General features: G+C 71.0%; 30 protein-coding genes and 1 tRNA gene. 14 read left to right on the top strand and 17 right to left on the bottom strand.

Features of this window, described 5'->3' with window-relative positions; all coding sequences use genetic code 11:
* Positions 1 to 226 precede the first annotated feature (226 nt).
* The 6 genes from VMN58_11145 (at position 227) to VMN58_11120 (ending at position 3,166) form a co-directional block, all read left to right on the top strand.
* On the top strand, positions 227 to 661 hold the full coding sequence (locus tag VMN58_11145; GenBank protein ID HUF33749.1) for a hypothetical protein: 435 nt from the start codon (positions 227 to 229) through the stop codon (positions 659 to 661).
* A 293-nt stretch (positions 662 to 954) separates the two neighbouring features.
* Positions 955 to 1,374 (top strand): ester cyclase, encoded by a 420-nt coding sequence (locus VMN58_11140; protein HUF33748.1) that lies wholly within the window; start codon positions 955 to 957, stop codon positions 1,372 to 1,374.
* Between the two features lie 149 nt (positions 1,375 to 1,523).
* Positions 1,524 to 1,988, top strand: coding sequence for a GNAT family N-acetyltransferase (locus VMN58_11135; GenBank protein HUF33747.1), 465 nt, complete (start codon positions 1,524 to 1,526; stop codon positions 1,986 to 1,988).
* 171 nt (positions 1,989 to 2,159) lie between these two features.
* On the top strand, positions 2,160 to 2,354 hold the full coding sequence (locus tag VMN58_11130) for a helix-turn-helix transcriptional regulator (GenBank protein ID HUF33746.1): 195 nt from the start codon (positions 2,160 to 2,162) through the stop codon (positions 2,352 to 2,354).
* Complete coding sequence (locus tag VMN58_11125) at positions 2,341 to 2,712, top strand: hypothetical protein (protein ID HUF33745.1); 372 nt, start codon at positions 2,341 to 2,343, stop codon at positions 2,710 to 2,712. The genes VMN58_11130 and VMN58_11125 overlap by 14 nt, the downstream gene beginning before the upstream one ends.
* Positions 2,713 to 2,755: 43 nt before the next feature.
* A complete protein-coding gene (locus tag VMN58_11120; GenBank protein HUF33744.1) occupies positions 2,756 to 3,166 on the top strand; it encodes a phosphomannose isomerase type II C-terminal cupin domain in 411 nt (136 codons plus the stop codon).
* A 53-nt stretch (positions 3,167 to 3,219) separates the two neighbouring features.
* On the opposite strand, the gene VMN58_11115 is transcribed toward VMN58_11120, so the two are convergent.
* From VMN58_11115 to VMN58_11085, 7 genes are all read right to left on the bottom strand, one after another.
* A complete protein-coding gene (locus VMN58_11115; GenBank protein HUF33743.1) occupies positions 3,220 to 3,672 on the bottom strand; it encodes a hypothetical protein in 453 nt (150 codons plus the stop codon).
* A 101-nt stretch (positions 3,673 to 3,773) separates the two neighbouring features.
* The gene (locus VMN58_11110; GenBank protein HUF33742.1) at positions 3,774 to 4,046 is read right to left on the bottom strand and encodes a hypothetical protein; all 273 of its coding nucleotides are present in this window, start codon (positions 4,044 to 4,046) and stop codon (positions 3,774 to 3,776) included.
* Positions 4,046 to 4,252: a hypothetical protein gene (locus tag VMN58_11105; GenBank protein ID HUF33741.1), complete on the bottom strand. Its 207-nt coding sequence runs from the start codon at positions 4,250 to 4,252 to the stop codon at positions 4,046 to 4,048. The genes VMN58_11110 and VMN58_11105 overlap by 1 nt, the downstream gene beginning before the upstream one ends.
* Before the next feature lie 552 nt (positions 4,253 to 4,804).
* Positions 4,805 to 5,929 (bottom strand): tyrosine-type recombinase/integrase, encoded by a 1,125-nt coding sequence (locus tag VMN58_11100; protein ID HUF33740.1) that lies wholly within the window; start codon positions 5,927 to 5,929, stop codon positions 4,805 to 4,807.
* A gap of 106 nt (positions 5,930 to 6,035) precedes the next feature.
* Positions 6,036 to 6,110: transfer RNA gene (locus tag VMN58_11095), tRNA-Gly, on the bottom strand.
* Positions 6,111 to 6,162: 52 nt separating this feature from the next.
* The gene (locus VMN58_11090) at positions 6,163 to 7,563 is read right to left on the bottom strand and encodes a wax ester/triacylglycerol synthase family O-acyltransferase (GenBank protein ID HUF33739.1); all 1,401 of its coding nucleotides are present in this window, start codon (positions 7,561 to 7,563) and stop codon (positions 6,163 to 6,165) included.
* Positions 7,564 to 7,664: 101 nt separating this feature from the next.
* The gene (locus VMN58_11085; GenBank protein HUF33738.1) at positions 7,665 to 7,889 is read right to left on the bottom strand and encodes a hypothetical protein; all 225 of its coding nucleotides are present in this window, start codon (positions 7,887 to 7,889) and stop codon (positions 7,665 to 7,667) included.
* A gap of 72 nt (positions 7,890 to 7,961) precedes the next feature.
* On the opposite strand from VMN58_11085, the gene VMN58_11080 reads away from it, so the two are divergent.
* Positions 7,962 to 9,164: an MFS transporter gene (locus VMN58_11080; GenBank protein HUF33737.1), complete on the top strand. Its 1,203-nt coding sequence runs from the start codon at positions 7,962 to 7,964 to the stop codon at positions 9,162 to 9,164.
* Here the strand turns inward: VMN58_11080 and VMN58_11075 are convergent.
* From VMN58_11075 to VMN58_11045, 7 genes are all read right to left on the bottom strand, one after another.
* Complete coding sequence (locus VMN58_11075; GenBank protein ID HUF33736.1) at positions 9,161 to 9,712, bottom strand: hypothetical protein; 552 nt, start codon at positions 9,710 to 9,712, stop codon at positions 9,161 to 9,163. The genes VMN58_11080 and VMN58_11075 overlap by 4 nt on opposite strands.
* 62 nt (positions 9,713 to 9,774) lie before the next feature.
* Positions 9,775 to 10,707: an LCP family protein gene (locus VMN58_11070; protein ID HUF33735.1), complete on the bottom strand. Its 933-nt coding sequence runs from the start codon at positions 10,705 to 10,707 to the stop codon at positions 9,775 to 9,777.
* Positions 10,674 to 11,336 (bottom strand): hypothetical protein, encoded by a 663-nt coding sequence (locus tag VMN58_11065; GenBank protein HUF33734.1) that lies wholly within the window; start codon positions 11,334 to 11,336, stop codon positions 10,674 to 10,676. The genes VMN58_11070 and VMN58_11065 overlap by 34 nt, the downstream gene beginning before the upstream one ends.
* A 49-nt stretch (positions 11,337 to 11,385) precedes the next feature.
* Complete coding sequence (locus VMN58_11060; GenBank protein HUF33733.1) at positions 11,386 to 12,570, bottom strand: PLP-dependent aspartate aminotransferase family protein; 1,185 nt, start codon at positions 12,568 to 12,570, stop codon at positions 11,386 to 11,388.
* Positions 12,567 to 13,742, bottom strand: a complete 1,176-nt coding sequence (locus tag VMN58_11055) for a homoserine O-acetyltransferase (protein ID HUF33732.1) — start codon at positions 13,740 to 13,742, stop codon at positions 12,567 to 12,569. Before VMN58_11055 ends, VMN58_11060 begins: the two co-directional genes overlap by 4 nt.
* 92 nt (positions 13,743 to 13,834) lie before the next feature.
* Positions 13,835 to 14,953, bottom strand: a complete 1,119-nt coding sequence (locus VMN58_11050; protein ID HUF33731.1) for a PDZ domain-containing protein — start codon at positions 14,951 to 14,953, stop codon at positions 13,835 to 13,837.
* 35 nt (positions 14,954 to 14,988) lie between these two features.
* Positions 14,989 to 16,686: an N-6 DNA methylase gene (locus tag VMN58_11045; protein ID HUF33730.1), complete on the bottom strand. Its 1,698-nt coding sequence runs from the start codon at positions 16,684 to 16,686 to the stop codon at positions 14,989 to 14,991.
* A gap of 24 nt (positions 16,687 to 16,710) precedes the next feature.
* Here VMN58_11045 and VMN58_11040 point away from each other — a divergent pair, with 24 nt between their 5' ends.
* Genes VMN58_11040 through VMN58_11030 form a run of 3 tightly spaced genes read left to right on the top strand, consistent with a single transcriptional unit; the run spans position 16,711 to position 18,342 of the window.
* Positions 16,711 to 17,616 carry a sulfite exporter TauE/SafE family protein gene (locus VMN58_11040; GenBank protein ID HUF33729.1) on the top strand — a complete coding sequence of 302 codons (906 nt, stop codon included), beginning with the start codon at positions 16,711 to 16,713 and terminating at the stop codon, positions 17,614 to 17,616.
* Positions 17,613 to 17,909, top strand: coding sequence for a hypothetical protein (locus tag VMN58_11035; protein ID HUF33728.1), 297 nt, complete (start codon positions 17,613 to 17,615; stop codon positions 17,907 to 17,909). The genes VMN58_11040 and VMN58_11035 overlap by 4 nt, the downstream gene beginning before the upstream one ends.
* A gap of 43 nt (positions 17,910 to 17,952) precedes the next feature.
* Positions 17,953 to 18,342, top strand: a complete 390-nt coding sequence (locus VMN58_11030) for a hypothetical protein (protein ID HUF33727.1) — start codon at positions 17,953 to 17,955, stop codon at positions 18,340 to 18,342.
* A gap of 6 nt (positions 18,343 to 18,348) precedes the next feature.
* On the opposite strand, the gene VMN58_11025 is transcribed toward VMN58_11030, so the two are convergent.
* Positions 18,349 to 19,065: a PIG-L deacetylase family protein gene (locus tag VMN58_11025; GenBank protein HUF33726.1), complete on the bottom strand. Its 717-nt coding sequence runs from the start codon at positions 19,063 to 19,065 to the stop codon at positions 18,349 to 18,351.
* 52 nt (positions 19,066 to 19,117) lie between these two features.
* On the opposite strand from VMN58_11025, the gene VMN58_11020 reads away from it, so the two are divergent.
* From VMN58_11020 to VMN58_11005, 4 genes are read left to right on the top strand one after another with little or no spacing between them, the layout of a single operon-like run.
* On the top strand, positions 19,118 to 19,918 hold the full coding sequence (locus tag VMN58_11020; GenBank protein ID HUF33725.1) for an inositol monophosphatase family protein: 801 nt from the start codon (positions 19,118 to 19,120) through the stop codon (positions 19,916 to 19,918).
* Positions 19,919 to 19,967: 49 nt separating this feature from the next.
* Positions 19,968 to 20,648 carry a response regulator transcription factor gene (locus VMN58_11015; GenBank protein HUF33724.1) on the top strand — a complete coding sequence of 227 codons (681 nt, stop codon included), beginning with the start codon at positions 19,968 to 19,970 and terminating at the stop codon, positions 20,646 to 20,648.
* A 5-nt stretch (positions 20,649 to 20,653) separates the two neighbouring features.
* Positions 20,654 to 22,147 carry a HAMP domain-containing sensor histidine kinase gene (locus VMN58_11010; GenBank protein ID HUF33723.1) on the top strand — a complete coding sequence of 498 codons (1,494 nt, stop codon included), beginning with the start codon at positions 20,654 to 20,656 and terminating at the stop codon, positions 22,145 to 22,147.
* On the top strand, positions 22,144 to 22,782 hold the full coding sequence (locus tag VMN58_11005) for a GerMN domain-containing protein (protein HUF33722.1): 639 nt from the start codon (positions 22,144 to 22,146) through the stop codon (positions 22,780 to 22,782). Before VMN58_11010 ends, VMN58_11005 begins: the two co-directional genes overlap by 4 nt.
* A 47-nt stretch (positions 22,783 to 22,829) precedes the next feature.
* Here the strand turns inward: VMN58_11005 and VMN58_11000 are convergent, their stop codons facing one another.
* Complete coding sequence (locus VMN58_11000; GenBank protein HUF33721.1) at positions 22,830 to 23,267, bottom strand: cupredoxin family copper-binding protein; 438 nt, start codon at positions 23,265 to 23,267, stop codon at positions 22,830 to 22,832.
* Between the two features lie 132 nt (positions 23,268 to 23,399).
* A partial coding sequence (locus VMN58_10995) for a hypothetical protein (protein HUF33720.1) occupies positions 23,400 to 23,703 on the bottom strand: 304 nt, incomplete at its 5' end.

The raw sequence follows: 23,703 nt of genomic DNA, 5'->3' as shown, positions 1-23,703 counted from the left end.
GGGCGCGCCCTCCAGAGACAGCGCGGAGATCGCATCCACGAGCACCGTCCGGGTTACCGGTTCATCGGTCATCGACGGCTACCTAACACGCGCCCCGAATCACGCCGCCAGCGAATTGTCCAGGGGCACCGAACGGCGCGTATGGTGCGCTTCCGACCCGCCAGAGTTCGCGACAGCCTGTGACGCAGCGCACCGGACAGACTAGTGCGATGATCGAGACAACCGCATGAGTGGATCCGAAGAGCCACGCACGTTCTTTCCTTATCGATTCGACATGCGTTACGCACCACTGTGGGCGCCCCTGGCCGCGTGGCCCGGCCGAGACGGCGTCACACTGACCGACGAGGATTTCCGCGCCACGTTCGGCATGCTGAAGCTCGAGACCACCCGCGACAATGTGATCGGCGGCCACGTGACCGAGGGGTACCGTTGGTACAAGGCCATCGGTGCACGCCTGTCACGCGTCGATGACGGCTTGACGTTCGGCACCAATGCGGAGCGTGGCGTGTGCGTTCACTTCCGCGACCGGGTGCCACGAGTAATCGGCTTCACACCTCACTCGGCGCTCACCGTCACCGTCACAGATTGTGCCGGCCTCGTGGAGGTCATCGGCGAGACCACCCCACGAACCTCGTCCGGCGATGCCGGATCAGACGGCTGACGGCACGAGCACCGGACATACCGCCTTGCGAGGCCGGTGATCGAACTAGCTGGCGATCCTGAGCCAGATCCTCACTCTGCAAGTGCTGGTACGCCGCGCACCGATCACCCGCACGATAGACCGGACGACCATGCCGACCGAGCCGTCCCTATCGCTTCTCCAGCGGCGATCGGGACGTCACTGGCCGGGTCCGGGAGCTCCACCCGCCGGGCAACGGCACGTCGGAGCGGCTCGGCCTAGCCGTCGATAGCGCACCGTGCATCTACTGTTTGCTGCGAGTGGAAGGGGAGACCATGACCATCACCGAGGAGAACGCCGACAAGACCCGTCGGTACTACGAGGCGCTCTGGAACCGCCGAGACCGAAGCGTCATCGCTGACTGGATCGCACCCGACTACGTCGGCCACTTCACGAGCAGGCCAAAGCCGATTCATGGAGTAGAGGGCTTCGTCGCGATGGCCGAGGGTCTCTTGGGCGCCTTTCCCGACCTTGCGATGCTGATCGAGGATCAGGTCGCCGAAGACGACCAGGTCGTCTCTCGAATTCGCCTCACTGGAACCCACGAGGGCGATTTTGCAGGCGTGTCACCCACTTGCCGATCTGTCGACGTCGGCTTCGTGGCGATCGAGCGGTACGCAGAGGGATTGTGTGTGGAGGAGTGGGTCTACTTTGACGACATGGGCCTCGCTCGACAACTCGGTCTGCTCGGCTGAGATTCGCGGCATCAGCGCGCCGAATGATGCTCGCGCAGGCCCCGCCACCTTGGCGCTGCACCTATCGTCCGCAACGAACGACGCCGAGCGGTCGGACCGGAGCCGTCCCGAACGGCGCGTATGCGGTTCCGGGCCTGCCATCATTTTGCATGGCCGAGGTGGTGGTGCGCGCGTTGGAGAGTGACGACTGGGCCGTCCTTCGAGAACTCCGGTTGGCGGCGCTTGCGGAGAGCTCGGATTCGTTCGTCTCCACCTTCGACCAGGAACGGAACGACTCGGAGGGCCTTTGGCGGAGGCGAGCAGAGCGGCGCGCGATCGCCATGGTTGCCGACGAGGCGGTGGGACTCATCGGATGGTCTCCTCACGCTGACTTCCTCGAGCTCATCGGCTTGTGGGTCGATCCGGCCCGCCGCGGAGAAGGTGTCTCCGATGCTCTCGTCGGGTTCGTGCGGCACCGAGTCGCGGCCACGACGGGACTCGAGCTTCGTCTGGCGGTCGCCGCGGGGAACCTGCACGCCCTGCGTTGCTATCAACGCACCGGCTTCCAAGTGACCGGCGCGCAAGACCACCCGACCGCTGGCCCGCTCCTTTGGATGAGCGACAACCCTCTGTAGGCGGACCCGTGACCACGAGATCGCCGATCTGGTCGGTCGCGGCGGGACGGAGGAGTCGCCTTCGGCCGCCGGAGGGTGCCCCGATCACTAAGGTGCAGGGCGTCGCGCGGGAGCCCCACGTCTGACAAGCCGGCTTGACTCAGATCCGCCTGACAAGCACACTTGATAGCAATGCAGAGCCGAGTGAGAGAGCTGCGCGAAGCCAGAGGCCTCTCTCAAGGAGAGCTGGCCGGACGGCTCGGAGTGTCGCGTCAGACGATCAACTCCATCGAGGTCGGTCGGTACATCCCTTCCCTTCCGCTCGCGCTGCGCGCCGCTCGGTTCTTTGGAACAAGTGTTGAGGAGATGTTCGATGACGAAGCGTGAACCCAGATGGTGGTTCGTGGCCTACTCGCTGGGCTTGGGTGCCCTCGTGGCAGGAGCGGCACTTGCGGGAGGCAACGCACAGCTCGCGGTGATCTCACTTCCCCTCTGCGCCGCCTTCGGGATCGCCATGGCGCTCACCCCGTGGGGGACGCTCCGAAGCCGCTCCCAGGACGAACGCGAGCACGCCATCGGCAAGGAGGCCGCACTCGTCTCGTACTACGCCGTCGTTCTCACCGTGATTCTCGGCTTCTTGATCGAGATCGCTCGTGGCGGCGACGGTCAACCTTGGTCGCTGATCGGCTTCGTCGGCGGACTCTCGTTTGTGGCCGCGCTGGCCGTCATCTCGCGACGCAGGTAGCGCGCGTTCGGCAGATCGATGAAGCCCGTCGTCGAGATCCGTCGTGGACATCAAGCGGTTGGTGCTCAGCGTGCCCCCTATGAGACTGGGTCAGACTGTGCGCATGGAACGCGAGCGAGACGAGAGGCCCTGGGGTTGCTACGAGGTCCTTGAAGATTCACCAACCCACAAGGTGAAGCGCATCGAGGTGTCGCCCGGTCAGCGTCTCAGCTACCAGCGTCATGAGCGCCGAGGCGAGCACTGGTTCGTCGTCGCAGGACGAGGTCACGTCACCCTGGACGGAACAGACGTTCAGCTCGAGGCCGGGGAGGCCGTCGACATCCCGAAGCGCGCTGCCCACCGCATCGCCAACACCGGAAGCGAGTTGCTCGTCTTCATCGAGGTTCAACACGGCGACTACTTCGGCGAGGACGACATCGAGCGTCTTGAGGACGACTTTGGCCGAGCTCCCTGACGTCGCCTGACACAGCTCAGTCGACTCGGGGCAGTGGAATCGCGCCTACGACCTCAGAACGGGGCGCCGCTGCAGTTCTCGGCTGCGTCGTTCGGGCGACCCGGGTCGATCGGCATGACGCAGCCCACTTCGCAGTCATCGACCGACGCGGTGGGCGCCTGGGTCATCCATGTGCCGGTCTCGCCCGGCGCCACGACACCGGTCGGCCCGCTCGACACATCCACGCCGGATCCGTTCGCTCGCCACACCACCCACACTTGGAACGCTGCCGTGAGATCGCTGCGGTTCTCGAAGCTTCCTTCAGCCATGGACGGTGGCCCGTGGCTCGCACCGCAGCGAACTGTCGCTCGAAAGTCCTCGGTAACGAGCTCATGGTCGAAAGCGCCCTCAGCGGCGTTTGCGGAGGGGACGGACGGCCGTGCCGAGTCCGATGCCATCGGGGGCTCGTCGCCGGTGCACCCGGCGACGACAACCAATGCGATGCCCCCGAGAACCTGCCGCCACACGGATGAGGAGGGTACATCGACTGCCCACCTATCGCCCGCTCCGAACGACCCGTCGCCGTCATCCCAGGCCCGCCCCTAACGGCGCCTCGGGAGCACTGGACTCAGCGATTGGTCACGGCGATCAAGTCGACAACAGCGGTGGCGTAGACGTGCATCCACCAGATCGACACGTCGTGCTCGCCCGCGACGGTGATGGTGGCGGAACGCACCTCGTACTCCGGTTGCTCAGAGAGCTCCGCGACCGGCACGCTCGGCGCACGCCAGGGTCGATCGCCAAGCTCAGCGATGAACGTACGGGCAGCGCTCTGGGCCGCTGGGCTCGGAGACTCGCTCTCGACCCAGGCGTGGAAGGCTCCGATGTCGCGAAGCGCCACTACTCCGTTGCCGGCGTCGTCTGCGCCAAGAACTCGTCGCTGGTGAGAGGAGGCGCCGTTGAACGGTTCACCCGCTCGATGGACTCATCGAGGTACTGGCGAAACTCGGGATTGGCCAACGCCTGCTGCGCGACCTCCCAGGAGCGTTCGACCGCGTGCTTGCGAGCGAGTTCCTCTTCGCTGAGCTCGTCGTGGCGCATCGCCATCTGACACCTCGCCTAAGAACTGACTGCTGTCCTCAGGGTACTTGCCCCTGGCCTCGAGCAGGTGCCAGGTACCAACCGCTCGGATCACGACCCCGGAAACCCGTCCAAGCGACCTGACGCACTTGCACCCGAGGTGCCGGCCGCGCTGACCACCCTCAACGCGCCCGGCTCGACAGGTTCGTCGAGGGTCTCTCCGAGCAGGGAGCGGAGCCGGTGGACCGGGACCACCATCCGACCCCCGAGGCGCACCACCGGGAGCTCGCCCGTGGCCACCATCCGGTAGGCATGCGCCCGGGAGATCCCCAACCGCACCGCTACCTCCGTCACCGAAAACGCCCACCGGTCCCCGGCGGACAGCACCGACCGTTCCTGTGTCTCATCCATGCTCTGGATACGGTCATCGTCGACCCCTTACCGCGACGGTCCGATCCAGGAACTCTTGATTTCTCTGACACGTACGCGCCAAGGAACCTCAACGAGAACCTCAACGTTCCTGGTCGCAGCTCCGGGGACCCGGCCCAGCCGAAGAAGGGTCCGTAGCGGGGGATGCACCTACGCGAGGAACGCCTCCTCGAACGCAGCGGCTGCCGCACGGTCGGCGGCAGGCACGAAGGCGGCGTAACGATCGGTGGTCGTCGAGGTCCGACGGTGACCGAGCCGGCCCGAGACGGTCCGGACGTCGATGCCAGACGAGATCATTCGGGTCGCCAAGAAGTGTCTGAGGTCGTGGAGCCGGAGACCTTCCGGCAAGTCGGCCTGACGGCGAGCGCGGATGAACCGATGGGTGACGGAGTCGGGCCACCAGGGCGTTGCACCGTCGACGGCGTTGGTGAAGACGAAGGCCTCGTCACGCAACGAGGTACCGCACGCAGCGGCACGCTCGATGGCGACATCGTGGTAGGTGACGAGCTTGGCGACGGTCTCGTGCCCGAGGGCGATGCGCCGGGACTGGTGGGTCTTGGTGTCCTTCTCGACGAGCGTGCCACCGCCATCGACGAGCGCACGGGAGATGAGCAACGACCCGTCGAGCAGGTCGATGTCGGCCCACCGGAGGGCGCAGAGCTCACCTCGACGGGCGCCGGTGAAGCTGGCCAGCCAGACGAACATCGCGAGGTCGGCGTCATCGGCTTCGAGGCCCTCGTAGAACGCGGCTACCACGGCAGGCGACGGAGGTTGCACCTGGCGCTCCCTCACTTCGGGCGGACTCGCAGACAGCGCTGGGTTGGCGGCGATCATCTCCCACCGGACCGCCTGGCCGAGGGCCGTGGACAAGATCGTGTGGACCCGGCGGACGCGTTGCGGGCCCACGCCGGCCTCGCCCAACCGCTTGTAGCGGTCCATGTCCATCGCCCGGAACTTGTGCAACGGCATGCCCTCGACGTGCGGGCGCACGTGGAGCCGGAGGCACGAGTCCCAGTCTCGTGCGGTCGTCGGGCTCAGGGTCGGCCGCTTCATGGGCCACCACTGGTCGAGGAGGTCGCCGACGGTCAGACCCGAAGCCAGGTGCCGCCCGTCGCCAGCCTCGAGCAGCAGCCGGTTGAGGACGTCCTCTGCATCACGCTTCGACCCAACGACTGTTCGCGACACGGTCCGCTTGGTCCCCGTGACCGGGTCCGCGCCGATGTAGACGCGCACCCGCCAGGAGCTCCTGCCCCGCTTCTCCAGGCTGCCTCGCATGACCAGAACGGTAACGGGGGCACTCCCCCAGTTGGCCAAAGTTGGCCAACTCGCCCCCGGACGCGAGTCAGGGAGGGTCTGAGACCCTCCCTGACCTGCACCTTCGTGGAGCGGACGACGGGATTCGAACCCGCGACCCTCACCTTGGCAAGGTGATGCTCTACCACTGAGCCACGTCCGCGTGGGCCGTCACCCTACCAAGGAGCAACACGGCCGTCAGATCGATGCGGACCCTACGCGGACTCCGCTGCAACCAGCAGGTCCTTGAGGGCGTCGTGGATCCCGTCGGCGATCGACTGCACGTCGTGGACGGTGTCGGCGCACGCCACGAGGCCGAAGTGCACCGTGCCGAGGTAGCTCATCACCGTGATGTTGAGCCCGCTGCCGTCGGCGATGGGCCCCATCGGGTACCAGCGGACGAGCTTGGCGCCGTTCATGTAGATCGGCACCTGCGGGCCGGGGACGTTGGAGATGGTGACGTTGAAGATGGGCCGGTGGCGGTTGGCCACCTTCATGCGCGAGTACAGCCGGGCGGCGCGGGCAGCGACCGCGGGGGCCGCGAACTCCGCCCAGTTCGCCAGGGTGTCGGCACCGATGGCACCAGCCTGGTCCTTGGCGTTGCCCGTCCCCGCCGAGATCGTCCGGAGCCGCTCGACCGGGTCGTCGATGTCGGTGGCCAGCGACACGAGCATGCTCGACACCTGGTTGCCCATGGTGTCCTTCTGGTCCTCCGTGCGGATGGAGATGGGGCACATGGCGACCAGCGCCTTTTCGGGCTCCTCGCCCTGGCGGTCGAAGTAGTTGCGCAGGGTGCCCGCGCACAGGGCCAGGATCACGTCGTTGACCGTGCCGCCGAGGCCCTTGCGGATGGTCTTGATGTCGTCGAGGGAGATGTCGGCCGTGCCGAAGGTCCGCCTCGCGGTGATCGCCTCGTTGATCGAGGTGCGGGGCGCGCTGAACGGTGCCGGCGGCGCCTTGGCGTCGGGCTTGCGGTTGCGGCTGCGGATGTTGAGGCCGGCCTCGACGGTGCGCCGGACCGCCTTGATCGCCGAGATCGGCTGACGGGCCAGTGAGCTCAGCGCCCAGCCGACCAGCTCGGGGTCGCTCGGGATCCGGTCGGGCGCCCACGGCTTCTCTGGCGGCGCGATCTCCTGGGGCTCCGGCTCGAGGTCGAGGAGGTTCACCGTGATGTCGACACCCGATGCGCCGTCGATGGCGCAGTGGTGGGTCTTGGCCACCACTGCCACGTGACCGTCCTCGAGGCCCTCCACGATCCAGAACTCCCACAGGGGGCGCGTGCGGTCGAGGGGACGGGAGTGGATGTCGGCGGCGAGCTCGTTCAGCTCCTTCTGCCCCCCGGGGGCGGGCACGGCGATGCGGTGCAGGTGGTAGTCGAGGTCGAAGTCGGGATCCTCGATCCACAGCGGGTGGTGGAGCTGGAAGGGGATCTCGACGAGGCGACGGCGGTAGGGCGGCAGGAGGTGCAGCCGTCGCTCGATCTCGTCGCGGATGGTGTCGTAGTCGAAGCCTGGCGTGGTGCTCGGGTCGTAGACATAGGTCCCGGCCACGTGCATGGGCGCGGTCGGCGTCTCCATGTACAGGAAGGTGGCGTCCATTCCGGTGAGTCGTTGCACGGCTGTCTTCTCTCGGCTCGAAGGTGGGTGCTCGCGCACCCGTCCCTCGAAGTGTGACAGACGACACCGAGAAATAGCAGATCGAAGGGGACGAAGCAGACCTATTCCTTGCCAGGGCGGAGGTCGATGCGGAGCACCAGGACACCGTCGTCGATCTCCCACGTGGCGTCGCCCACCATGGCGAAGTCCATGAAGTCCTTCTGGGCCTGGTCGATGAACTGCTGGCGCTCCGCGCCCGCGATCGGGGGGAGCGGGCGGTCCTTCACCGCGTGGGCACGGTCCCGGAACCGGGCGATCATCGCGTCGACATCGAGCTCGTCGGCCATGCCGCGACCCTAGCGACACGGCAGCCGACGGATGTGGGAGCAGCACTGGGCCGCCGGTACGGTCAGCACGCTGTGCCGTCGCCGCCCCCTTCCCCCGTCGCCGCCTCCCCCCGCACCGGCCTCTGGCTGCTCTACGCCGCCACCCTGGCCAACTTCACCGCCTTCGGCATGTACTTCTCGGCCATCCAGCTCTTCGTGGAGGACGAGCTGGCGGCGAGCAAGGGCTCGGTGGGCCTCGCCGTGGGCGCCTTCTCCATCAGCGCCCTGCTCTGCCGTCCATGGGTCGGGCGCTCGATCGATGCCCGGGGCCGCCGGCCCTTCCTCCTCGGCGCCCTCGCCATCCTGACGGTCTCGTCGCTCGGCTTCCTGGCGGCCGACGATGTGGTGACCATCGTCGTCCTCCGGCTGGTCCAGGGCGTCTCGGGCGGCACCTTCTACACGACCGCCGCCGCGGTGGCGACCGACCTCGCGCCCCTGGAGCACCGGGCTGCGGCCATCGCCCGCTTCTCGCTGTTCCTCTACGGCGGCTTCGCCACCGGGCCGGCGCTGGCCGAGTGGCTGGCCGGCAACCTCGGCTTCCCCTCGGTGTGGCTCACCGCCGCCGGCCTGGGCGCCGTCGGAGCGGTCTGCATCTGGCTGCTGCCCGAGAGCGGCAGCGCCGCCATGGCCAGGCGAGCCGAGCTCGGCAGGGCGGCACGGCGGCTGCTGCACCCCGCGGCCGTGGGCCCCGGCCTGGTGCTGATGACGACGGGGATGGGCTACGCATCGGTCACGGGGTTCTCCAGCCTCTACGCCCGGGAGGTCGGCCTCGACTCCGGCGGCGCTGTCTACGCCACCTTCGCCGTCACCATCCTTGCCGTGCGCCTCGTGTCGGGCCGGCTGGCCGACACCTACGGCCGCACGGCGGTTGCCCTGCCCGGGATGGGGCTGGCCGCCGGAGGGCTCGGTCTCCTCGCCCTCGTGCAGCAGCCGGCGACCACCTTCCTCGGGGTGGCCATCTTCGGGGCGGGGTTCTCCCTGATCTTCCCGGCCCTCATGGCCTTCACCGTCGACCGGGTGGAGGACCACGAGCGTGGCGAGGCCCTCGGATCGTTCACCGCCTTCATGGACATCGGGACGGGAGGTGGCGCCTACCTGATCGGCCTGATCGCCGACCGGGCCGGCTTCGGTGCCGCCTACGGCACCCCGGCTCTCCTCTGCCTTGCCGGGGCGCTCCTCCTCGTGCACGTTGCCCGCACCACACCGGCCGCCGGCAGCATCGCCACTTCCGGTTAGGTGGCCCCGGTGTCCTCGCCCTGCACCCGCCGCGGGTCGGTCGCCCGGTAGTACACGACGGTCAGCGCCGTGAGCCCGGCGGCCACCCCGAGCAGGCCACCGATCACGATGCGGACCATGGCGGTGGTGCTCAGCCCCTGGTCGGCCGACCCCCCGGCCGGCGACTCGTCCTCGTCCGACACGGTGGAGGTGGTGGCGCCCGGCGCCTCGCCGGGGAGGGGCGCTGTCGGGGCGGTGGTGGTGGTCCGGCCGTCGTCGGGCCGATCCGTGTCACCGGTGAAGGGGTCGTCGGTGGTCGCCGTGGTGGCCGTCGTGGAGGACGTCGTCGTCGAGGACGTGGTGGTCGTGGGCGCCGTCGTCGTGGTCGTCGGCGCCTGGGTGGTGGTCGTCGGCAGCGGCAGCAGCGGCGCCTCGGTGGTGGTCGTCTCCTCGGTCGGCTCCTCCGTTCCTTCGTCCTCCTGGGCCGTGGCCGCACCGGCGACGAGCGCCACACCCATCACGACAGCCGCGACGAGGGCAGCGGCCCGGGCCAGACGTGCCCGCGTCACCGCTGGTGCTCCGGGCACGACCACGAGGTGCGTCCCCCGGTGAGGTGTGCGCGCACCGGTGCTCAGTGGGCCTGGAGGATGGCGTCGTCGGCCATGTCGGCGAACACGGCGGGGGCGCCGGGCCCGGCGAAGACCACCGACGAAGAGCCGACGAAGCCGAGCCGGGCGGGCATCGTGAAGTTGCGCACGGCACCAGGCTGGATTGCGAGGGCGGCGCGGCCGAGTCGGTACAGCTCGACGGGGCTGACGCCCTCGGTCCGGACGTTGCGGAACAGGAGGTCGAGGTGGTCGATCACATGGGTGGGTGACGTCCCCCGCGCCTGGAGGGCCTCGAGGGCGTGGATGATGAACTGGCCCTGGTTGGCGGTCCGGGAGACGTCGCCGCCGGGGATGTGGCGGTTGCGGGTGAAGGCGAGCGCCTGGTGGCCGCTCAGCAGGTGCCGACCAGGGCGGAAGTTGGCACCAGAGTTGCCGTCGTTGTGGTCGACGGCGACGTCGACCTCCACCCCCCCGATGGCGTCGACCATGGCCTCGAGGCCCACGAAGGTCGTGGTGAGCACATAGGAGATTGGGATCCCGGTGAGCGCCTCGACGGTCCGCGCCTGCAGCCCGGGGCCCCCGTTGAGCGCCTCGTTGATGCGCCCGGCCGATCGACCCGGGATCTGGACCCAGGTATCCCGAGGCAGGTTCAAGATGGTGGCCCGACCCTCGGCGGCGTTCAGCCCGACGACGTGGAGGCCGTCGGCCCGTCGCCCGGACAACCCGGGCCGCTCGTCGCTCCCCACCGCCAAGATGAACACCGGGCCCTCGGGACCACCGGTCTCGTAGGTTGCCCTCCCCGCGGGCGTCACCTTGTGGAGCACCAGACCGGCGGCCTGGCGGTCGCGCTGGATGTCGGCTCCGACCAGACCGGCGAGTCCGACCACGAGCACCAGCGCGGCGCAGAGCACCCGGCGCGCCATCAGTCGTCGCCGTCCGGCTCGACGGCCGTCCATCGTGAGCCCCTTGCCCTGCGCTGGGCCCGCGGGGCGACATCGCGCTCCACCGATACCTGGTACTCCGAGATCCGCCAGCCGTCGTCGGTCGGGATGAGGGTGAGGTCTCCAGAGCGCGCCACCCGCGCCACCTCGACCCCACGCCAGCTCACGCTGCGGAGCTCGAGGCGTACCCGGGCGACCACCATCTGCACCGGCTCGACCGCCCCACCCAACCCGGTGAGGCCGACATCGGAGCGGAGCACCTCGACCCGGAAGCTGCGGGGCAGGCCCTCGTCGATCATGAGGTGACGGTCGGGTCCACCGGCACGCTCACCGGCATCGGTGGTGAACAGGGCACCGAGGTCACCAACGACCGAGCCGGTGACCATCGGGGTGAGCGACGCCGATTCCAGCAGCTCCTCCACCACGCCGAGCACCTCGGCGCGCACGGGGTCGGTGAGCTCGGATCGAGCGGCGCTGTCGCTCACCAGCTCCGACCGGGTCAGCGACAGGTCGAGGTCCGGCAGCGTGGTGGTCGTGGCGCGGGAGAGATCGGAGGGATCAGCGGGCGAAGCGTCGTCATCGCCGCTGCACGCCGCCAGGAAGAGCACGAGGGCGATGATGGGCAGCAGGCTCGTCCGTGACATGACGTCGCCATGGTGGTCCACCGGGAGCACCGAGTGGTGTCACCGGCGCTCAGGCGCCGGCGGCCGCCACGGCAAGGGCCTGGAGGACGTCGGCAATGATGTCGTCGACGTGCTCGAGGCCGAGCGACAGGCGGACCAGACCGTCACCGATGCCCATCCCCTCGCGCTCCTCCGGGGTGAGGCCGGCTGCGGTGGTGGAGGCGGGATGGGTCACGAGCGTGTCCGGACCGCCCAGCGAGGTGGCGAGGTGGGCGAGGCGCATCGCCTCGGCGAAGCGGCGGCCTGCCTCCCAGCCACCGACGATGTCGAAGCTGAGCACGGTGCCGCCGAGGGACATCTGGCGCTTGGCGAGGTCGCGCTGGGGGTGCGAGTCGAGACCCGGGTAGTTGACCCGGCTCACGAGGGGGTGCTCCTCGAGCAGGTCGGCCAGGCGCTCGGCCGACTGGCACTGCTGGCGGACCCGCACGCCCAGGGTGCGGATCCCCCGGAGCCCGTTGAGGGCGTCGAAGGGGGACGCCACCGCGCCGTGGATCGTGTGGTAGCTCCAGATCCAGTTGATGAGGTCGGCGCTGCCGGCCGCCACGCCGAGGGTGGCGTCGTTGTGCCCCGAGAGGCCCTTGGTGGCCGAGTGGACCACCAGGTCGACGCCGTGGTCCAGGGGGCGCTGCACCATCGGCCCGGCGAAGGTCGAGTCCACCACCGTGACCGGCCCCTTGATGGCCCCCACGACGTCGAGGTCGACGAGCTGCATCACCGGGTTTGCCGGTGTCTCCACGAACACCATGACGGTGCGGCCAGGCTCCACAGCCTCGACGATCGCGGTTGCGTCGGTGCCATCGACGAAGGTGACGTCGATGCCGAAGCGGGGGCAGACCATCTGGAACAGCATCGAGGTGGCGGAGTAGAGCTGGCGCTGCGCCACGACGTGATCACCCGAGGAGCACATCGCCAGGACGATCGAGGAGATCGCGCCCATGCCGGAGGCGAACGCCTGGGCTGCCTCGGCGCCCTCCAGCGCGCACACCGCCTCCTCGAAGGCGGCAACGGTGGGGTTGCCGTGGCGGCCGTAGAAGGTGGTGGCGCGAGGCGAGGTGGCCATGCGGAGCCCCTCGTCGAGCGACTCGGTCTCGAAGGTGCTCGTGGCCCACAGCGGCGGCGCCAGCGAGCGTTCGTCGCGACCGGCCCGAACCGCACGGGTCTCGATGTGGTGCTCCCCTTCGTCGGGCTCGTTCACGCTGCCTTCTCCACGCCTTCGATGAACGCCGACAGGGCCGGACCCACCTGCTCCACCTCGAGCAGGAACCCGTCGTGACCGTGGACGCTGTCGATCTCCACATAGTCGCAGGTGCCGCCGGCCTCGATGACCGCGTCTCGGATCTGACGTTGCTGGTACGTCGGGTACAGGAGGTCGCTGGAGACACCCATCACCAGCATCGGGACGCCGACGCGTCGAAGTGCCTTGGCCACTCCGCCGCGCCCTCGACCGATGTCGTGGAGGTCCATGGCCTTGCTGAGCAGGAGGTAGGAGTTGGCGTCGAAGCGCCGCGCCAGCTTGTCGCCGTGGTACTCGAGGTAGCGCTCGACCTGGAAGCGCTGCCACAGGCTGAAGCCGTCGAGGGGCTCGACCACCTCGCGCCCGAAGCGATCGGTGAACACGTCGTCGGAGCGGAACGTGATCTGGCTGACCATGCGCGCCATGGCGAGCCCCTCGCTCGGGCCGTCACCAGGTCCGGCGTCGTAGTAGTCGCCGCCGCGCCAGCGGGGATCGAGGCGGATGATGCGCCGACCGGTGCTCCACCACGCGATCTGCTGGGCGCTGGCGGCCAGATCGGTGGCGATCGGCACCAGCGAGCGCACCCGTTCCGGGAACATCACCCCCCACTCGAGCACCTGCATCCCGCCCATGGAGCCCCCGACCACGCTGAGCCACCGGTCGATGCTGAGCTCGTTGCCCACCGCTGCCTGCGTCCGCACCATGTCGCGGATCGACACGACCGGGAAGGCCGAGCCGTAGGGGCGGCCCTCGGCGGCGGGGTCCGGGTCGGGTGATGCCGGCCCGGTGGTGCCCTGACACCCGCCCAGGACGTTGACGCACACGACGAAGAGGCGGTCGGTGTCGATCGCCCGGCCCGGGCCGATCAGCCCGTCCCACCAGCCCGGCGCGGGGTGGCCGTCGATGAGCGGCCCGGCGGCATGGGAGTCGCCGGTGAGGGCATGGCACACCAGGACCGCGTTGTCGGCAGCCGGGCTCAGCGATCCCCACGTCTCATAGGCCAGCGAGATGTCCGTGAGCATCCCGCCGCCCTCGAGCACGAAGGGGCGGTCGGCACCGAGGCACGCGAAGCGTCGCCGTCCGGGTGGGTCGCCGGGACGCCACGCACCGCTGGCGGGGAGGGCGGCCTGCATGGGACCGAGGCTACCGGCGGCACCCGCCGAGCCTGAGACGGGTTCGGTCACTGGGTGGCCCGTTCCACCCGACGGAGGATCAGCCGGGCCGGTCAGAGGACCCGCAGGACCGGGCCCTCGGCTTCCACCAGCTCCCCGTCCCGGTCGAGGGCGAGGTGGTGGACCGTCTCCGCCGGGGTCCCCCGCAGGGCGTCGATGACCTGGCCGAGGGTGAGGCCGGCGACCGGCTCGCCGTCGACCGCGAGGAGGCGGTCACCAACCCGGACGTCGTCGAGGCCGGTGATCGTGCCGATCACGTGGTGGTGGCCGTCGGCGTCGATGCCGACCACCATCCCGACCATGTCGGCGTCGGGCTCGGCGAAGGGCCGGCCCTGCTCGAGGCGCACGAGCCCCGAGGCGACGGCGAGCTCGACCCGGAAGTGGCGCAGGAGGTTCCCGCCGAGGCTGCCCACCACGGGAGCGGTCACGCCGGGGACGAGCCGGCCGTAGGCGGAGTCGGGCCTCCATGCCACGGCGACGCCGGGGACGGTGAAAGCCCCCCAGGAGACCTCGGGCACGCGCAGCATCGGGGTCGAGGCCTCGAAGGACAGGCCCGACATGTTGGCCGGGCCGACCGACGCCGCCGAGCGAGGCCAGACGGGGTTGGACGCCTCCCACGACCGGAAGACGTGGTCGGCGACCAGGCAGCACGAGGTGCCCGTGTCGAGGAGCAGGCCGAGGACCTCCCCCGCCACCTCGACCTCCGCTCGAGCGAAGCCCGACTCCCGCTCGACGTCGACCGGGACCGCCACACCGGTGCCGGGGAGGTCGTCGGGCGCCGACAGCCGCAGCTCGCCGCGTGGGTAGTCGATCACCACACCGTGACGGCGCAGCAACGACGCCGGGAGGACCACGTCGATCCTCTCGGACTCCGTCCCGGTCTGGGCGTCGTCGTCGATGGCGTACGCGGCGATCCCGTCGGTGTCGAGGCCGAACCCGTCGCCAGCGAGCGCCGGCGGCTCCACCGACGTCGCCTCGCCCCCGTCGGACTCGACGCTGAACCCGAGCCCGAGGCCCAGGCCGTCGGCCAGCGACCGTCGCAGCAGCAGCGCACCTCCCCCGGTGTCGACCAGCGCCCGCAGCGTCCGCGGCGAGCCGCCGGCATCCGCCGTGATGAGGTCGACGCAGGGACGATCGTTGGCGACGACCAGCGGGAGGGTGACGGCGTCCATGGCATCCATGGTGCACCCCGCTCGGGCCGGCGCGTTCAGCGGTGGGCCGGGAGTCGGCCCGCCCACCAGTCCACGAGGCCGTCGTCGGTGACGGCATAGGCCTCGGTGGAGGCGGCCGCCGCCGCCAGCAGCGCGTCGAGGCGCTCCACCGGGTCGTCAACCGCCGAGGCACGCCGGACCTCCCCTGCGGCACGAGCCCAGGCGTCGCCGTCGACAGGGAGGGGGATGGCCCGGACCTGTGCGGCGCTGAGCTTGATGGCTCCCGGGGACAGCCCGGCACCGCCGTAGGTACGGACCGCCCACGCGCTGGCCACGGGCGACAGCAGGACGGCAGCGGCGTGCCACAGCCGATCGGGCGGGGGCACCACGGAGATCACGGGGGTGCACGGCAGCCAGCGGCCCGCATCATCGACGACCGCCTCGAGGACCCGGGTCTGGGTGGCGAGCAGCACCTTCGGGACCAGCTGGCCGGTCGCCCACGCACCGAGGCCGCTCTCTGCCCGCAGTGCCGCCACGTCCACCCTCGGCGCCACCCAGTGACGTTTGAGATACCGGACGGGCCGCCGGCCCCAGAGGCTGCGCGCCGGGTCGATCGTGCCCGAGGTCACCAGCGGAGCGAAGCAGTCGTCGTCGGTGTCGCCGCCCGGGTCGTCGACGACGAAGGGGGCGAGCCCGTAGTACTCGTCTCGGAAGCCGGCGGAGACCGCGCACCCCTCGCCGAGCAGGCCGGCGACCACCGGGGCGCACGGCGGCGGACCACCGCCGGAGAACACCAGGTGCGACCACGTCGGCGCCGCCGCGAGGGCACCGGCGTCGACGACGCTGGCCTCCAACTCGACCGGCGGTGTGCCCGTCGCCCGCGCCAGGCTGCCGCGCCGAGGCCCGCCCTCCCGCAGGACCGCCACGCAGACCGACACCGACGCGTCGAAGGCGCCGGCGTCCGGGAGCCACAGGCGCTCGAGGGAGGCCCCGTCGAGCACCCGACGACGGGCCCGGCCGGACGAGCGGGCCGACAGGAACGACCGGGGCAACACCATGGCCACCCGACCCCCGGGAGCCACGAGCGAGCGGCCGAGGAGCAGGAAGACGGTCGCGGCGTCGGCATAGCCCCCGGCAGCGGGGCCGTAGCGCTCCAGCAGCGACGTCGAGGCGGATCTGGACCGCGCCGTCTCGCGGGCCAGCTGTCCGAGGAACGGGGGGTTGGTCACCACGAGGTCGAAGCCCTCGCCCCACTCCCCCTCGTCCCGGAGCAGCGCATCGGCCACCGAGACATCGGGGACCGCCTCGCCGCCGCACCACAGGCAGAGGGCGGCCTCGGTCGCGGCGGCCGCCACCGGATCGATGTCGACGCCCACCAGCCGGCGCACCACCGAGGCACGGGCCTCCCCTCCGCCGGCCAGCTCCTCGGCCACCCCCAGGAGGAACGCACCGCCGCCGACGGCGGGGTCACAGACCCTCGCGGGCCGTGCTCCCTCGAGGCACCAGCGGACGACGGGCGCCACGAGCGCGGGAGGTGTGTGGAAGACCCCGCGACGGCGGCGGCCGTCCCGGTCGAGGAGCGCCTGGCCGGCCGCGCCCACCAGCCAGGGAGATGCCTCGGCGGCGGGGACCGCCACCTCGATCGGCGAGCCCCATGCCGAGAGCAGCGCCAGGTCGGGCAGCCGCACGCCGAGGTGGCGTGCCACCGCCAGCGTCACCCCGGCGAGCAGCCTCGCACGACCTTCGTCGCCCACGGGTCCCGCCGGCCGCAGCCAATCGTGGGACCCGCTCGCACCTCTGTCCGCCACGGTGCCAGCCTCGCGCCCCGTCCGGGCCTCCCGGCGGACCCCGGGTACCGTGCTGCCATCGAGCTGGTCCTCCTCGCCCTCCTGGCCTTCGTCACCGCCGGCGCCGGGGCGCTCGGCGGCCTCGGCGGAGCCGTCCTGCTCGTCCCCCTCCTGGTGCTCACCGGCATGGATCCGCTCGAGGCCGCCCCCCTCGGGCTCCTCTCGGTGGCAGCCGGATCACTGGCCGCCGGGGCGGTGCAGCTGGCCGAGGGCACCGTTCACCACCGCCTCGGGATCACCCTCGAGATCGCCGCCAGCTTCGGTGCCGTGGGCGGAGCCCTCCTCGCCGGCGTCACCCCCGCCGGGGTGGTGGTCCGGGTGCTCGCGGTGTCCGCCATCGTCGCCGCCCTCGCCGGCGGCCTCCGGCGTGGGGTGCGGAACACCGCCGACGCCACCTTCGCCGGCGACGTCGCCGGCGAGTGGCCGGGAACGCTCTCGGGGACCTACCACCTCGGTGGCGGGGTGGTGCCGTACCAGGCGAGGCGACCCGCCCTCGGTGCCGCCGCCATGTCGGTCACCGGGATGGTCGCCGGGCTCTCCGGGGTGAGCGGTGGCTTCCTCAAGACTCCGGCGATGACCGAGATCATGCACGTGCCGTCGAAGGTGGCAGCCTCCACCACGCTCTTCACCGTCGGCATCACCTCTGCCGCGGCCCTCTCCGTCTACGCCGGCCAGGGTCGCATCGACGCCCGCACCGGTGCTGCCGTGGTCACCGGCGCCCTCCTCGGGGGGCGCGTGGGGGCGCTCCTCCAGTCCGTCCTCCCGCCACCTGTGGTCCGGCGTGCCCTGAGCGTCACCCTCATCCTGGTGGGCATCGTGCTCCTGGTGCGCGGGTGACGGCGTCGGTGTCGGGTGGCGGGGCACCGGCGAGGCACCGTGGGCTGGCCCTCGCCCTGCGGGTGGCGAGCTGGGTCACGCTCGTCCTCGCCGTGGTGGGCGCAACCGCGCCCGGCGACGCTGGCGAAGCAGCGGCCCAGGCGATGGTCGTGCTCCTCATCGCCGCGCCCACCGGGCGGGTGGCGTGGCTGGCGGTCCGCTGGCTCCGGAAGGGGGACCGGCGCTACGGGCTGCGGGCCCTCCTCCTGGTCTCGGTGGTGGCGGTGACCGGCGTGGCATCGCTGCTCGTCTGAGGCCGACCCTGGCGCGGACCGACGGCATCCGTACCATGGGGCAGTGCCCGACAAGTCGAACGTGCCCGTGGCCCGGGCCTACACCCCCACCGCGCTGCCGTCGGTGACGGCTCGCGCCCTGGCCTTCCTCGCCATCGTCCTCGGCGGGCTCTGCGGGGGCCTCATCGGCTACGCCGTGACCGACCTGCAGTGCGGCGTCTCCGCAACCGTGGTCGTGCCCGACCAGCCGGCCGAGGGCGAGACGCCCACCACCGGCCCGGCCACGACGATCCGTCGCCAGAGCGTTGCCGAGCGCGGCTGCACCACGGTCGTCGGCGTCGGCACCGTCGCCGGCGCCGCCATGGGCGCGGGCGGCGTCGCCGTCATCTCGGTGCTCGTCCTCCGCGCCATGGCCGAGTGGCGCCGTGAGCTCGAACAACCCGACGCATCCTGACGCCGCCTACTCACGGATGAAGCGGAGGCGGCGGAAGCCCTCGGCGAGCCCGGCATCGACGCGGGCACCCTCCTCGGCTGCTCGCTGCCGCACGAAGTCAGCGAGCCACGAGTCGGCGCCGTCCTCCAGCTGGCTCTCGTGGCAGAACAGTGCCGCCACCTTGGCGTCGATGGACCCGCTCACGTCGACCCAGACATCGGGTTCGAGGCTGCCGGAGAGCAGCACCACGCCCACCTGGTGCGCTGCGCCCTCCCCCGGGTGGTAGAGGGGGAAGGCGGCGGCTGGCGCCACGGCGTCCAGCGTCGCCCAACCGAGGGCACGGTGGTCGACGTGGTTCACGTAGCCGTCGCCGAAGAAGGCGGCGGTGGGGTCGGGGCAGACGACGACCTCCGGCTGGAGGCGACGGATGAGCCCGACCAGCTCACCACGCAGCTCCGGCACGCGGTCGAGGTCGCCGTCGGGATGGCCGAGCAGCTCGACGCCGGCCACGCCCAGGGCCGCGGCCGCGGCACGGGCCTCATCCGCCCGCCGGGCGGCGAGGGCGACGGGGTCGGTGGCGGGGTCGAGCGAGCCCTTCTCCCCCTGCGCGGCCACCACCACGTGCACCTCGCAACCGGCCGCTGCCCAGCGGGCGAGGGTCGCCCCGCACGAGATCTCGGGGTCGTCAGGGTGGGCGTAGACGGCGAGCGCCCGTACCGGGATGTCCTCCAGGAGCTCGGCCATGACCCAAGCGAGGCTACCGCCGCACCGGAGCCGGCCCCGTAGGGTGCGGTTCGTGCCCCGACCCAACCCCGACGAGCTGCTCGAGCTGGCCCTCACCGTTGCCTGCGACGCGGCTGCGCTGCTGCGGGAGCGCCGCCTCGCCGCCCGCTCGGAGGTCACCACCAAGAGCTCCTCCACCGACATGGTCAGCGATGTCGACCGAGACGCCGAGCGCCTGGTGGTCGAGGCGCTCCTCGAGGCCCGCCCCGACGACGGCATCCTCGGCGAGGAGGGGGCCGAGCAAACGGGCACCTCGGGGGTCCGGTGGGTGGTCGACCCCCTCGACGGCACCACCAACTACCTCTACGGCCTGCCCGTGTTCGCCGTCTCGGTGGCCGCCGAGCTCGACGGCTCAGCCGTCGTTGGAGTCGTGGTCGACCCGAGCCAGGGGGAGACCTTCGCCGCCGTCCGGGGGGCCGGCGCGACGCTCGACGGCACCCCCATCCACGCCAACGACATCGACGACCTGGCCCAGGCACTGGTGGGCACCGGCTTCGCCTACGACCCCCGCCGGCGTGGACTGCAGGCCGCGGTGCTCGCCCCCGTCCTGCCTGCCGTCCGCGACATCCGCCGGAGCGGCGCGGCCGCCGTCGACCTCTGCTGGGTGGCCTGCGGCCGGCTCGACGCCTTCTACGAGAAGGGCCTCGCCCCCTGGGACCACGCCGCCGGCGCCCTCATCGCCTCGGAGGCCGGTGCGGTCACCGACGACCTCCACGGAGGCCCCGTGTCCGGTGACTTCGCCTTCGCATCGGCGCCCGGCATCAGCGATCCGCTGCGGGCGCTCCTCACGCGAGCGGGGGCGTTCGAGGCCTGACCGCACGGGGTGGCTTCCCCCGACCTCCCAGATGCGGCATCCTTCGCGGGTGGGTACACGCATCCTGACCGTCGAGGACGACGAGCGCATCCGTACGGCCGTGCGCATGGCACTCGAGGACGAAGGCTGGGAGGTCGTCGAGTCGGAGAGCGGCGAGGGCGGCATCGAGGCCTTCGCCTCCGCACCGACCGACGTCGTCCTCATCGACCTCATGCTGCCGGGCATCGACGGCTTCGAGGTCTGCCGCGCCATCCGCAAGACCAGCGACGTCCCCATCCTGATGGTCACGGCGAGGGCCGACACCCACGACGTGGTCGCCGGCCTCGAGGCGGGGGCGGACGACTACGTCACCAAGCCCTTCCAGCCGAAGGAGCTCTCGGCGAGGATCCGCGCCCTGCTCCGCCGTGCCCGCCCAGCGGCGCCCGGAAGCACCCACCTGAACTTCGGTGACCTCGAGATCATCCCCGACGAGGGTGTGGTGCGCCGCGGAGGCGAGGAGGTGCACCTCACCAAGACCGAGTTCCGCCTGCTCTGCGAGCTCGCCTCCACTCCCGGGCGGGTCTTCAGCCGCGAGCAGCTGCTCGACCGGGTCTGGGGCTACGACTACTTCGGTGACGGCCGGCTCGTCGACGTGCACGTCCGCCGGCTCCGCACCAAGGTCGAGGGCGACGCCGCCAACCCGCGCCACGTGGTCACCGTGCGCGGGCTCGGCTACAAGCTCCAGGTCTGACCGGCGTGGTCGTCGACGCGCAGCAGCTCGACAAGGAGCCGGGCGACGGCGGTCGCCGCCGTCGCCTCCTGCTCGGGCTGCGTGCCCGCGTCACCGCGGCCTTCGCCCTGGGCGCGCTGCTCCTGTCGGTCGTGCTGTCGGTCGCCGCCTATGGCCTGGTTCGCGAGAACATCGTCCGCCAGCGGGAGTCCACCGCCACCAGCCAGGCCTTCCAGAACGCCAGCCAGGTTCGCGACGGGCTCCGATCGGCCGACACACCTCGCATCGAGCTGATCGAGACGCTCCAGAACCCCGGTGGGGGGAACCCGGTGCTGCACCACGACGACGAGTGGTTCGCCTCGAACCAGAGCAAGGGTCGCGACCAGATGCCCGTGGAGCTGCGCGACGCGGTCATCAGCGACGGGGCCACGGTCCGCCAGCGCTACACCCTCGACGGCGAGACCCACTACGCCATCGGTGTCCCCATCCGCGCCGTCGGTGCCTCCTACTTCGAGATCACCTCGTTCGGCGACGTCGACGCCGCCCTCAACAACCTCGCCACCGCCCTCACGGCGGCGGCGGTGCTCACCACCTTGGCGGGGGCGGCCATCGGCACCACCGGCAGCCGCCGGGTGCTGCGTCCCCTGGCAGACGTCAGCGCCGCCGCGGTGGCCATCGCCGGCGGTCGCCTCGACACGCGCCTGGCGCGCAACGACGACCCCGACCTCGGCACGCTCGTCGCCTCCTTCAACGAGATGGCCAGCGCCCTCGAGGAGCGCATCGAGCGCGACGCGCGCTTCGCGTCCGATGTGAGCCACGAGCTGCGCTCGCCGCTGACGACCCTGAGCGCCTCCATCGAGGTGCTCCAGGGCCGCCGCGAGGAGATGCCCGCCCGCGCGCAGTTCGCTCTCGACCTGCTCGTCGCCGACGTGCAGCGCTTCTCGGCGATGGTCGAGGACCTCCTCGAGATCTCCCGCTTCGACGCCGGCGCCGCCCATCTCGAGCGGGACCACGTCCGCATCGACGAGCTGGTGCGCCACGCCGTGGCCACCACCGGCTCCGATGTGGCCGTGCGCGTGGACCCCACCGCGTCGTCGCTCACGGTCGAGGCCGACAAACGCCGGATGGTGCGAGTGATCACCAACCTGCTCTCCAACGCCGAGAAGTACGCCGGCGGCGCCAGCGCCGTGGTGGTCGAGCACATCGACGACGAGGCCCGCATCGTGGTGGAGGACCTCGGGCCCGGAGTCGGACCGACCGATCGGGAGCGGATCTTCGACCGCTTCTCCCGCGCGGCGTCGGCCGCCGGCCATCGGGGCACGAGCGACGGGGTGGGTCTCGGACTCGCCCTCGTCAAGGAGCACGTGCAGCTCCACGGCGGGCGCGTGTGGGTGGAGGAGCGGGGCGACGGCCAGCCCGGTGCGCGCTTCGTGGTCGCCCTTCCCGTCACGGCGGCGCACGGAGATGACGCCGACCAGGACCTGGCCGACGTTCAGGCGCGGGCTGGGGAACCGGCATGAGGGCGCACCGCAGCGGCCTCGTGGCCATGGCGATGGCCCTCGCGGTGGCCGGTTGCGGCACGGGCAGCGACGGTGAGCCCCGGGCCATCTCGAGCGACCAGGTCCCCTTCGGGCTCCTCGACCCAAGCACCACCACCACCACGACGTCGCCGGTGGCGGCAACCGTGCCGGCATCGGTGTACCTGGTCGACGGTGACGGCGTGCTCACCCAGGTCCGGCGGGAGGTCGAGGCGCCGCTCACCATCGGGCGGGCGTTGGAGAGCCTCCTCGAGCAGGTCAGCACCGCAGAGGCCGAGGAGGGCCTGCGCAGCTCCATCCCGAGCGGCACGGAGCTCCGGGACTTCTCGGCGCCGGAAGCCGGCATCGTCACCATCGACCTGAGCTCGAGCATCGACAACGTGACAGGCGAGCCTCTCCGCCGTGCCCTGGCGCAGATCGTCTGGACGGCCACCGCGGTGCCGGAGGTGAACCGGATCCTCATCGCGGTCGACGGCGAGCCCCGCGAGGTGCCCGATGGCAACGGCGTCAGCACCGCGACCCCACTCTCGCGGACCGACTACGCGGTCTTCACCAGCCGGCCGACGACCACCACCTCCCCGCCGGAGAACGACCAGCCCACCTCCGAAGGCCCTTGAGGCTCACGGGTCCTGTCGCCGACGGGTCCTCCCACCCTCTGCAGACATCACTCGACGATGACCTGGCCGGTCATGCCCGGGCCGCTGTGGAGGGTGCAGAAGTAGTCGAAGGTGCCGGGCTCGTCGAAGGTGTGCTCGTAGGTCTCGCCCTTCGCCAGGCTGGCGTCGAAGAGACCGTCGGGCCCGGCGTCGCGGTCACCTGACGTCACCGTGTGGGTGGTGCTGTCGTTCTGGATCCAACTGACCGTGGTGCCGGCCGGGACGGTGATGGGGTCCGGGCGGAAGATGAAGGTGTCGATGAAGACGGTCTCGCCCCCACCGGGTCCGGGCTCGGGGACGGCACCGTCGTCGGTCGGGGCGGCGTTGCCCTCGGTGTTGGTGTCCTGGTCGCGGTCGAGCGCCGGGTCCTGGTCGCCGCCGCATGCAGCGAGGATGGTGACCGAGGCGAGGGCGAGGGCGGCGATGAGCTGTCGGGGGTTTCGCATGGGAGCTCCTGTTGGTGGGTTGTGGTGGGTGCTGGCGACGATGTGAGGCCCACCCCGAGGGGCGGGCCTCACATCGTCAGCTGGGGGGTGACGACCTACCGGAGATCGTTCCTCCGGCAGGCGGATGCGGCATCAGCCGAGGATCCCACCGGCGAGCGTCTGGGCGGTGCCGGGCATGTGGCCGGCAGCCTCACGGAGACGGGGGAAGGTCTCCGGCGAGCCCTCGAGCACTGCGTCGATGGTGCTGAAGACCGACTCGACGTGCGGGACCAGGGCGTCGGCGACGGCGCTGGACGGGAGGCGACCCTCGGTCGCACCCTCGATGAAGGCACCGAACTCGGTGCGGTAGCCATCGAGCTCGGCTCGGGCCTGGTCCTGACCGGCCTGGTCGCCGCCGGCACCGGCAAGGGTGTACTCGACGAAGAAGCCGATGTGG

The organism is Acidimicrobiales bacterium, assembly GCA_035512495.1.
In the GTDB taxonomy this organism is placed as follows: Bacteria; Actinomycetota; Acidimicrobiia; order Acidimicrobiales; family CADCSY01; genus DATKDW01.
Note: the sequence above shows the minus strand (reverse complement) of the source record. Positions and strands in the feature narration are given on the sequence as shown.

Coding starts and splice junctions, on each gene's coding strand:
- VMN58_11145 (HUF33749.1), top strand. CDS start 227: ATGAGTGGATCCGAAGAGCCACGCACGTTCTTTCCTTATCGATTCGAC.
- VMN58_11140 (HUF33748.1), top strand. CDS start 955: ATGACCATCACCGAGGAGAACGCCGACAAGACCCGTCGGTACTACGAG.
- VMN58_11135 (HUF33747.1), top strand. CDS start 1,524: ATGGCCGAGGTGGTGGTGCGCGCGTTGGAGAGTGACGACTGGGCCGTC.
- VMN58_11130 (HUF33746.1), top strand. CDS start 2,160: ATGCAGAGCCGAGTGAGAGAGCTGCGCGAAGCCAGAGGCCTCTCTCAA.
- VMN58_11125 (HUF33745.1), top strand. CDS start 2,341: ATGACGAAGCGTGAACCCAGATGGTGGTTCGTGGCCTACTCGCTGGGC.
- VMN58_11105 (HUF33741.1), bottom strand. CDS start 4,252: ATGGCGATGCGCCACGACGAGCTCAGCGAAGAGGAACTCGCTCGCAAG.
- VMN58_11100 (HUF33740.1), bottom strand. CDS start 5,929: ATGCGAGGCAGCCTGGAGAAGCGGGGCAGGAGCTCCTGGCGGGTGCGC.
- VMN58_11085 (HUF33738.1), bottom strand. CDS start 7,889: ATGGCCGACGAGCTCGATGTCGACGCGATGATCGCCCGGTTCCGGGAC.
- VMN58_11070 (HUF33735.1), bottom strand. CDS start 10,707: ATGGACGGCCGTCGAGCCGGACGGCGACGACTGATGGCGCGCCGGGTG.
- VMN58_11065 (HUF33734.1), bottom strand. CDS start 11,336: ATGTCACGGACGAGCCTGCTGCCCATCATCGCCCTCGTGCTCTTCCTG.
- VMN58_11055 (HUF33732.1), bottom strand. CDS start 13,742: ATGCAGGCCGCCCTCCCCGCCAGCGGTGCGTGGCGTCCCGGCGACCCA.
- VMN58_11050 (HUF33731.1), bottom strand. CDS start 14,953: ATGGACGCCGTCACCCTCCCGCTGGTCGTCGCCAACGATCGTCCCTGC.
- VMN58_11025 (HUF33726.1), bottom strand. CDS start 19,065: ATGGCCGAGCTCCTGGAGGACATCCCGGTACGGGCGCTCGCCGTCTAC.
- VMN58_11005 (HUF33722.1), top strand. CDS start 22,144: ATGAGGGCGCACCGCAGCGGCCTCGTGGCCATGGCGATGGCCCTCGCG.
- VMN58_11000 (HUF33721.1), bottom strand. CDS start 23,267: ATGCGAAACCCCCGACAGCTCATCGCCGCCCTCGCCCTCGCCTCGGTC.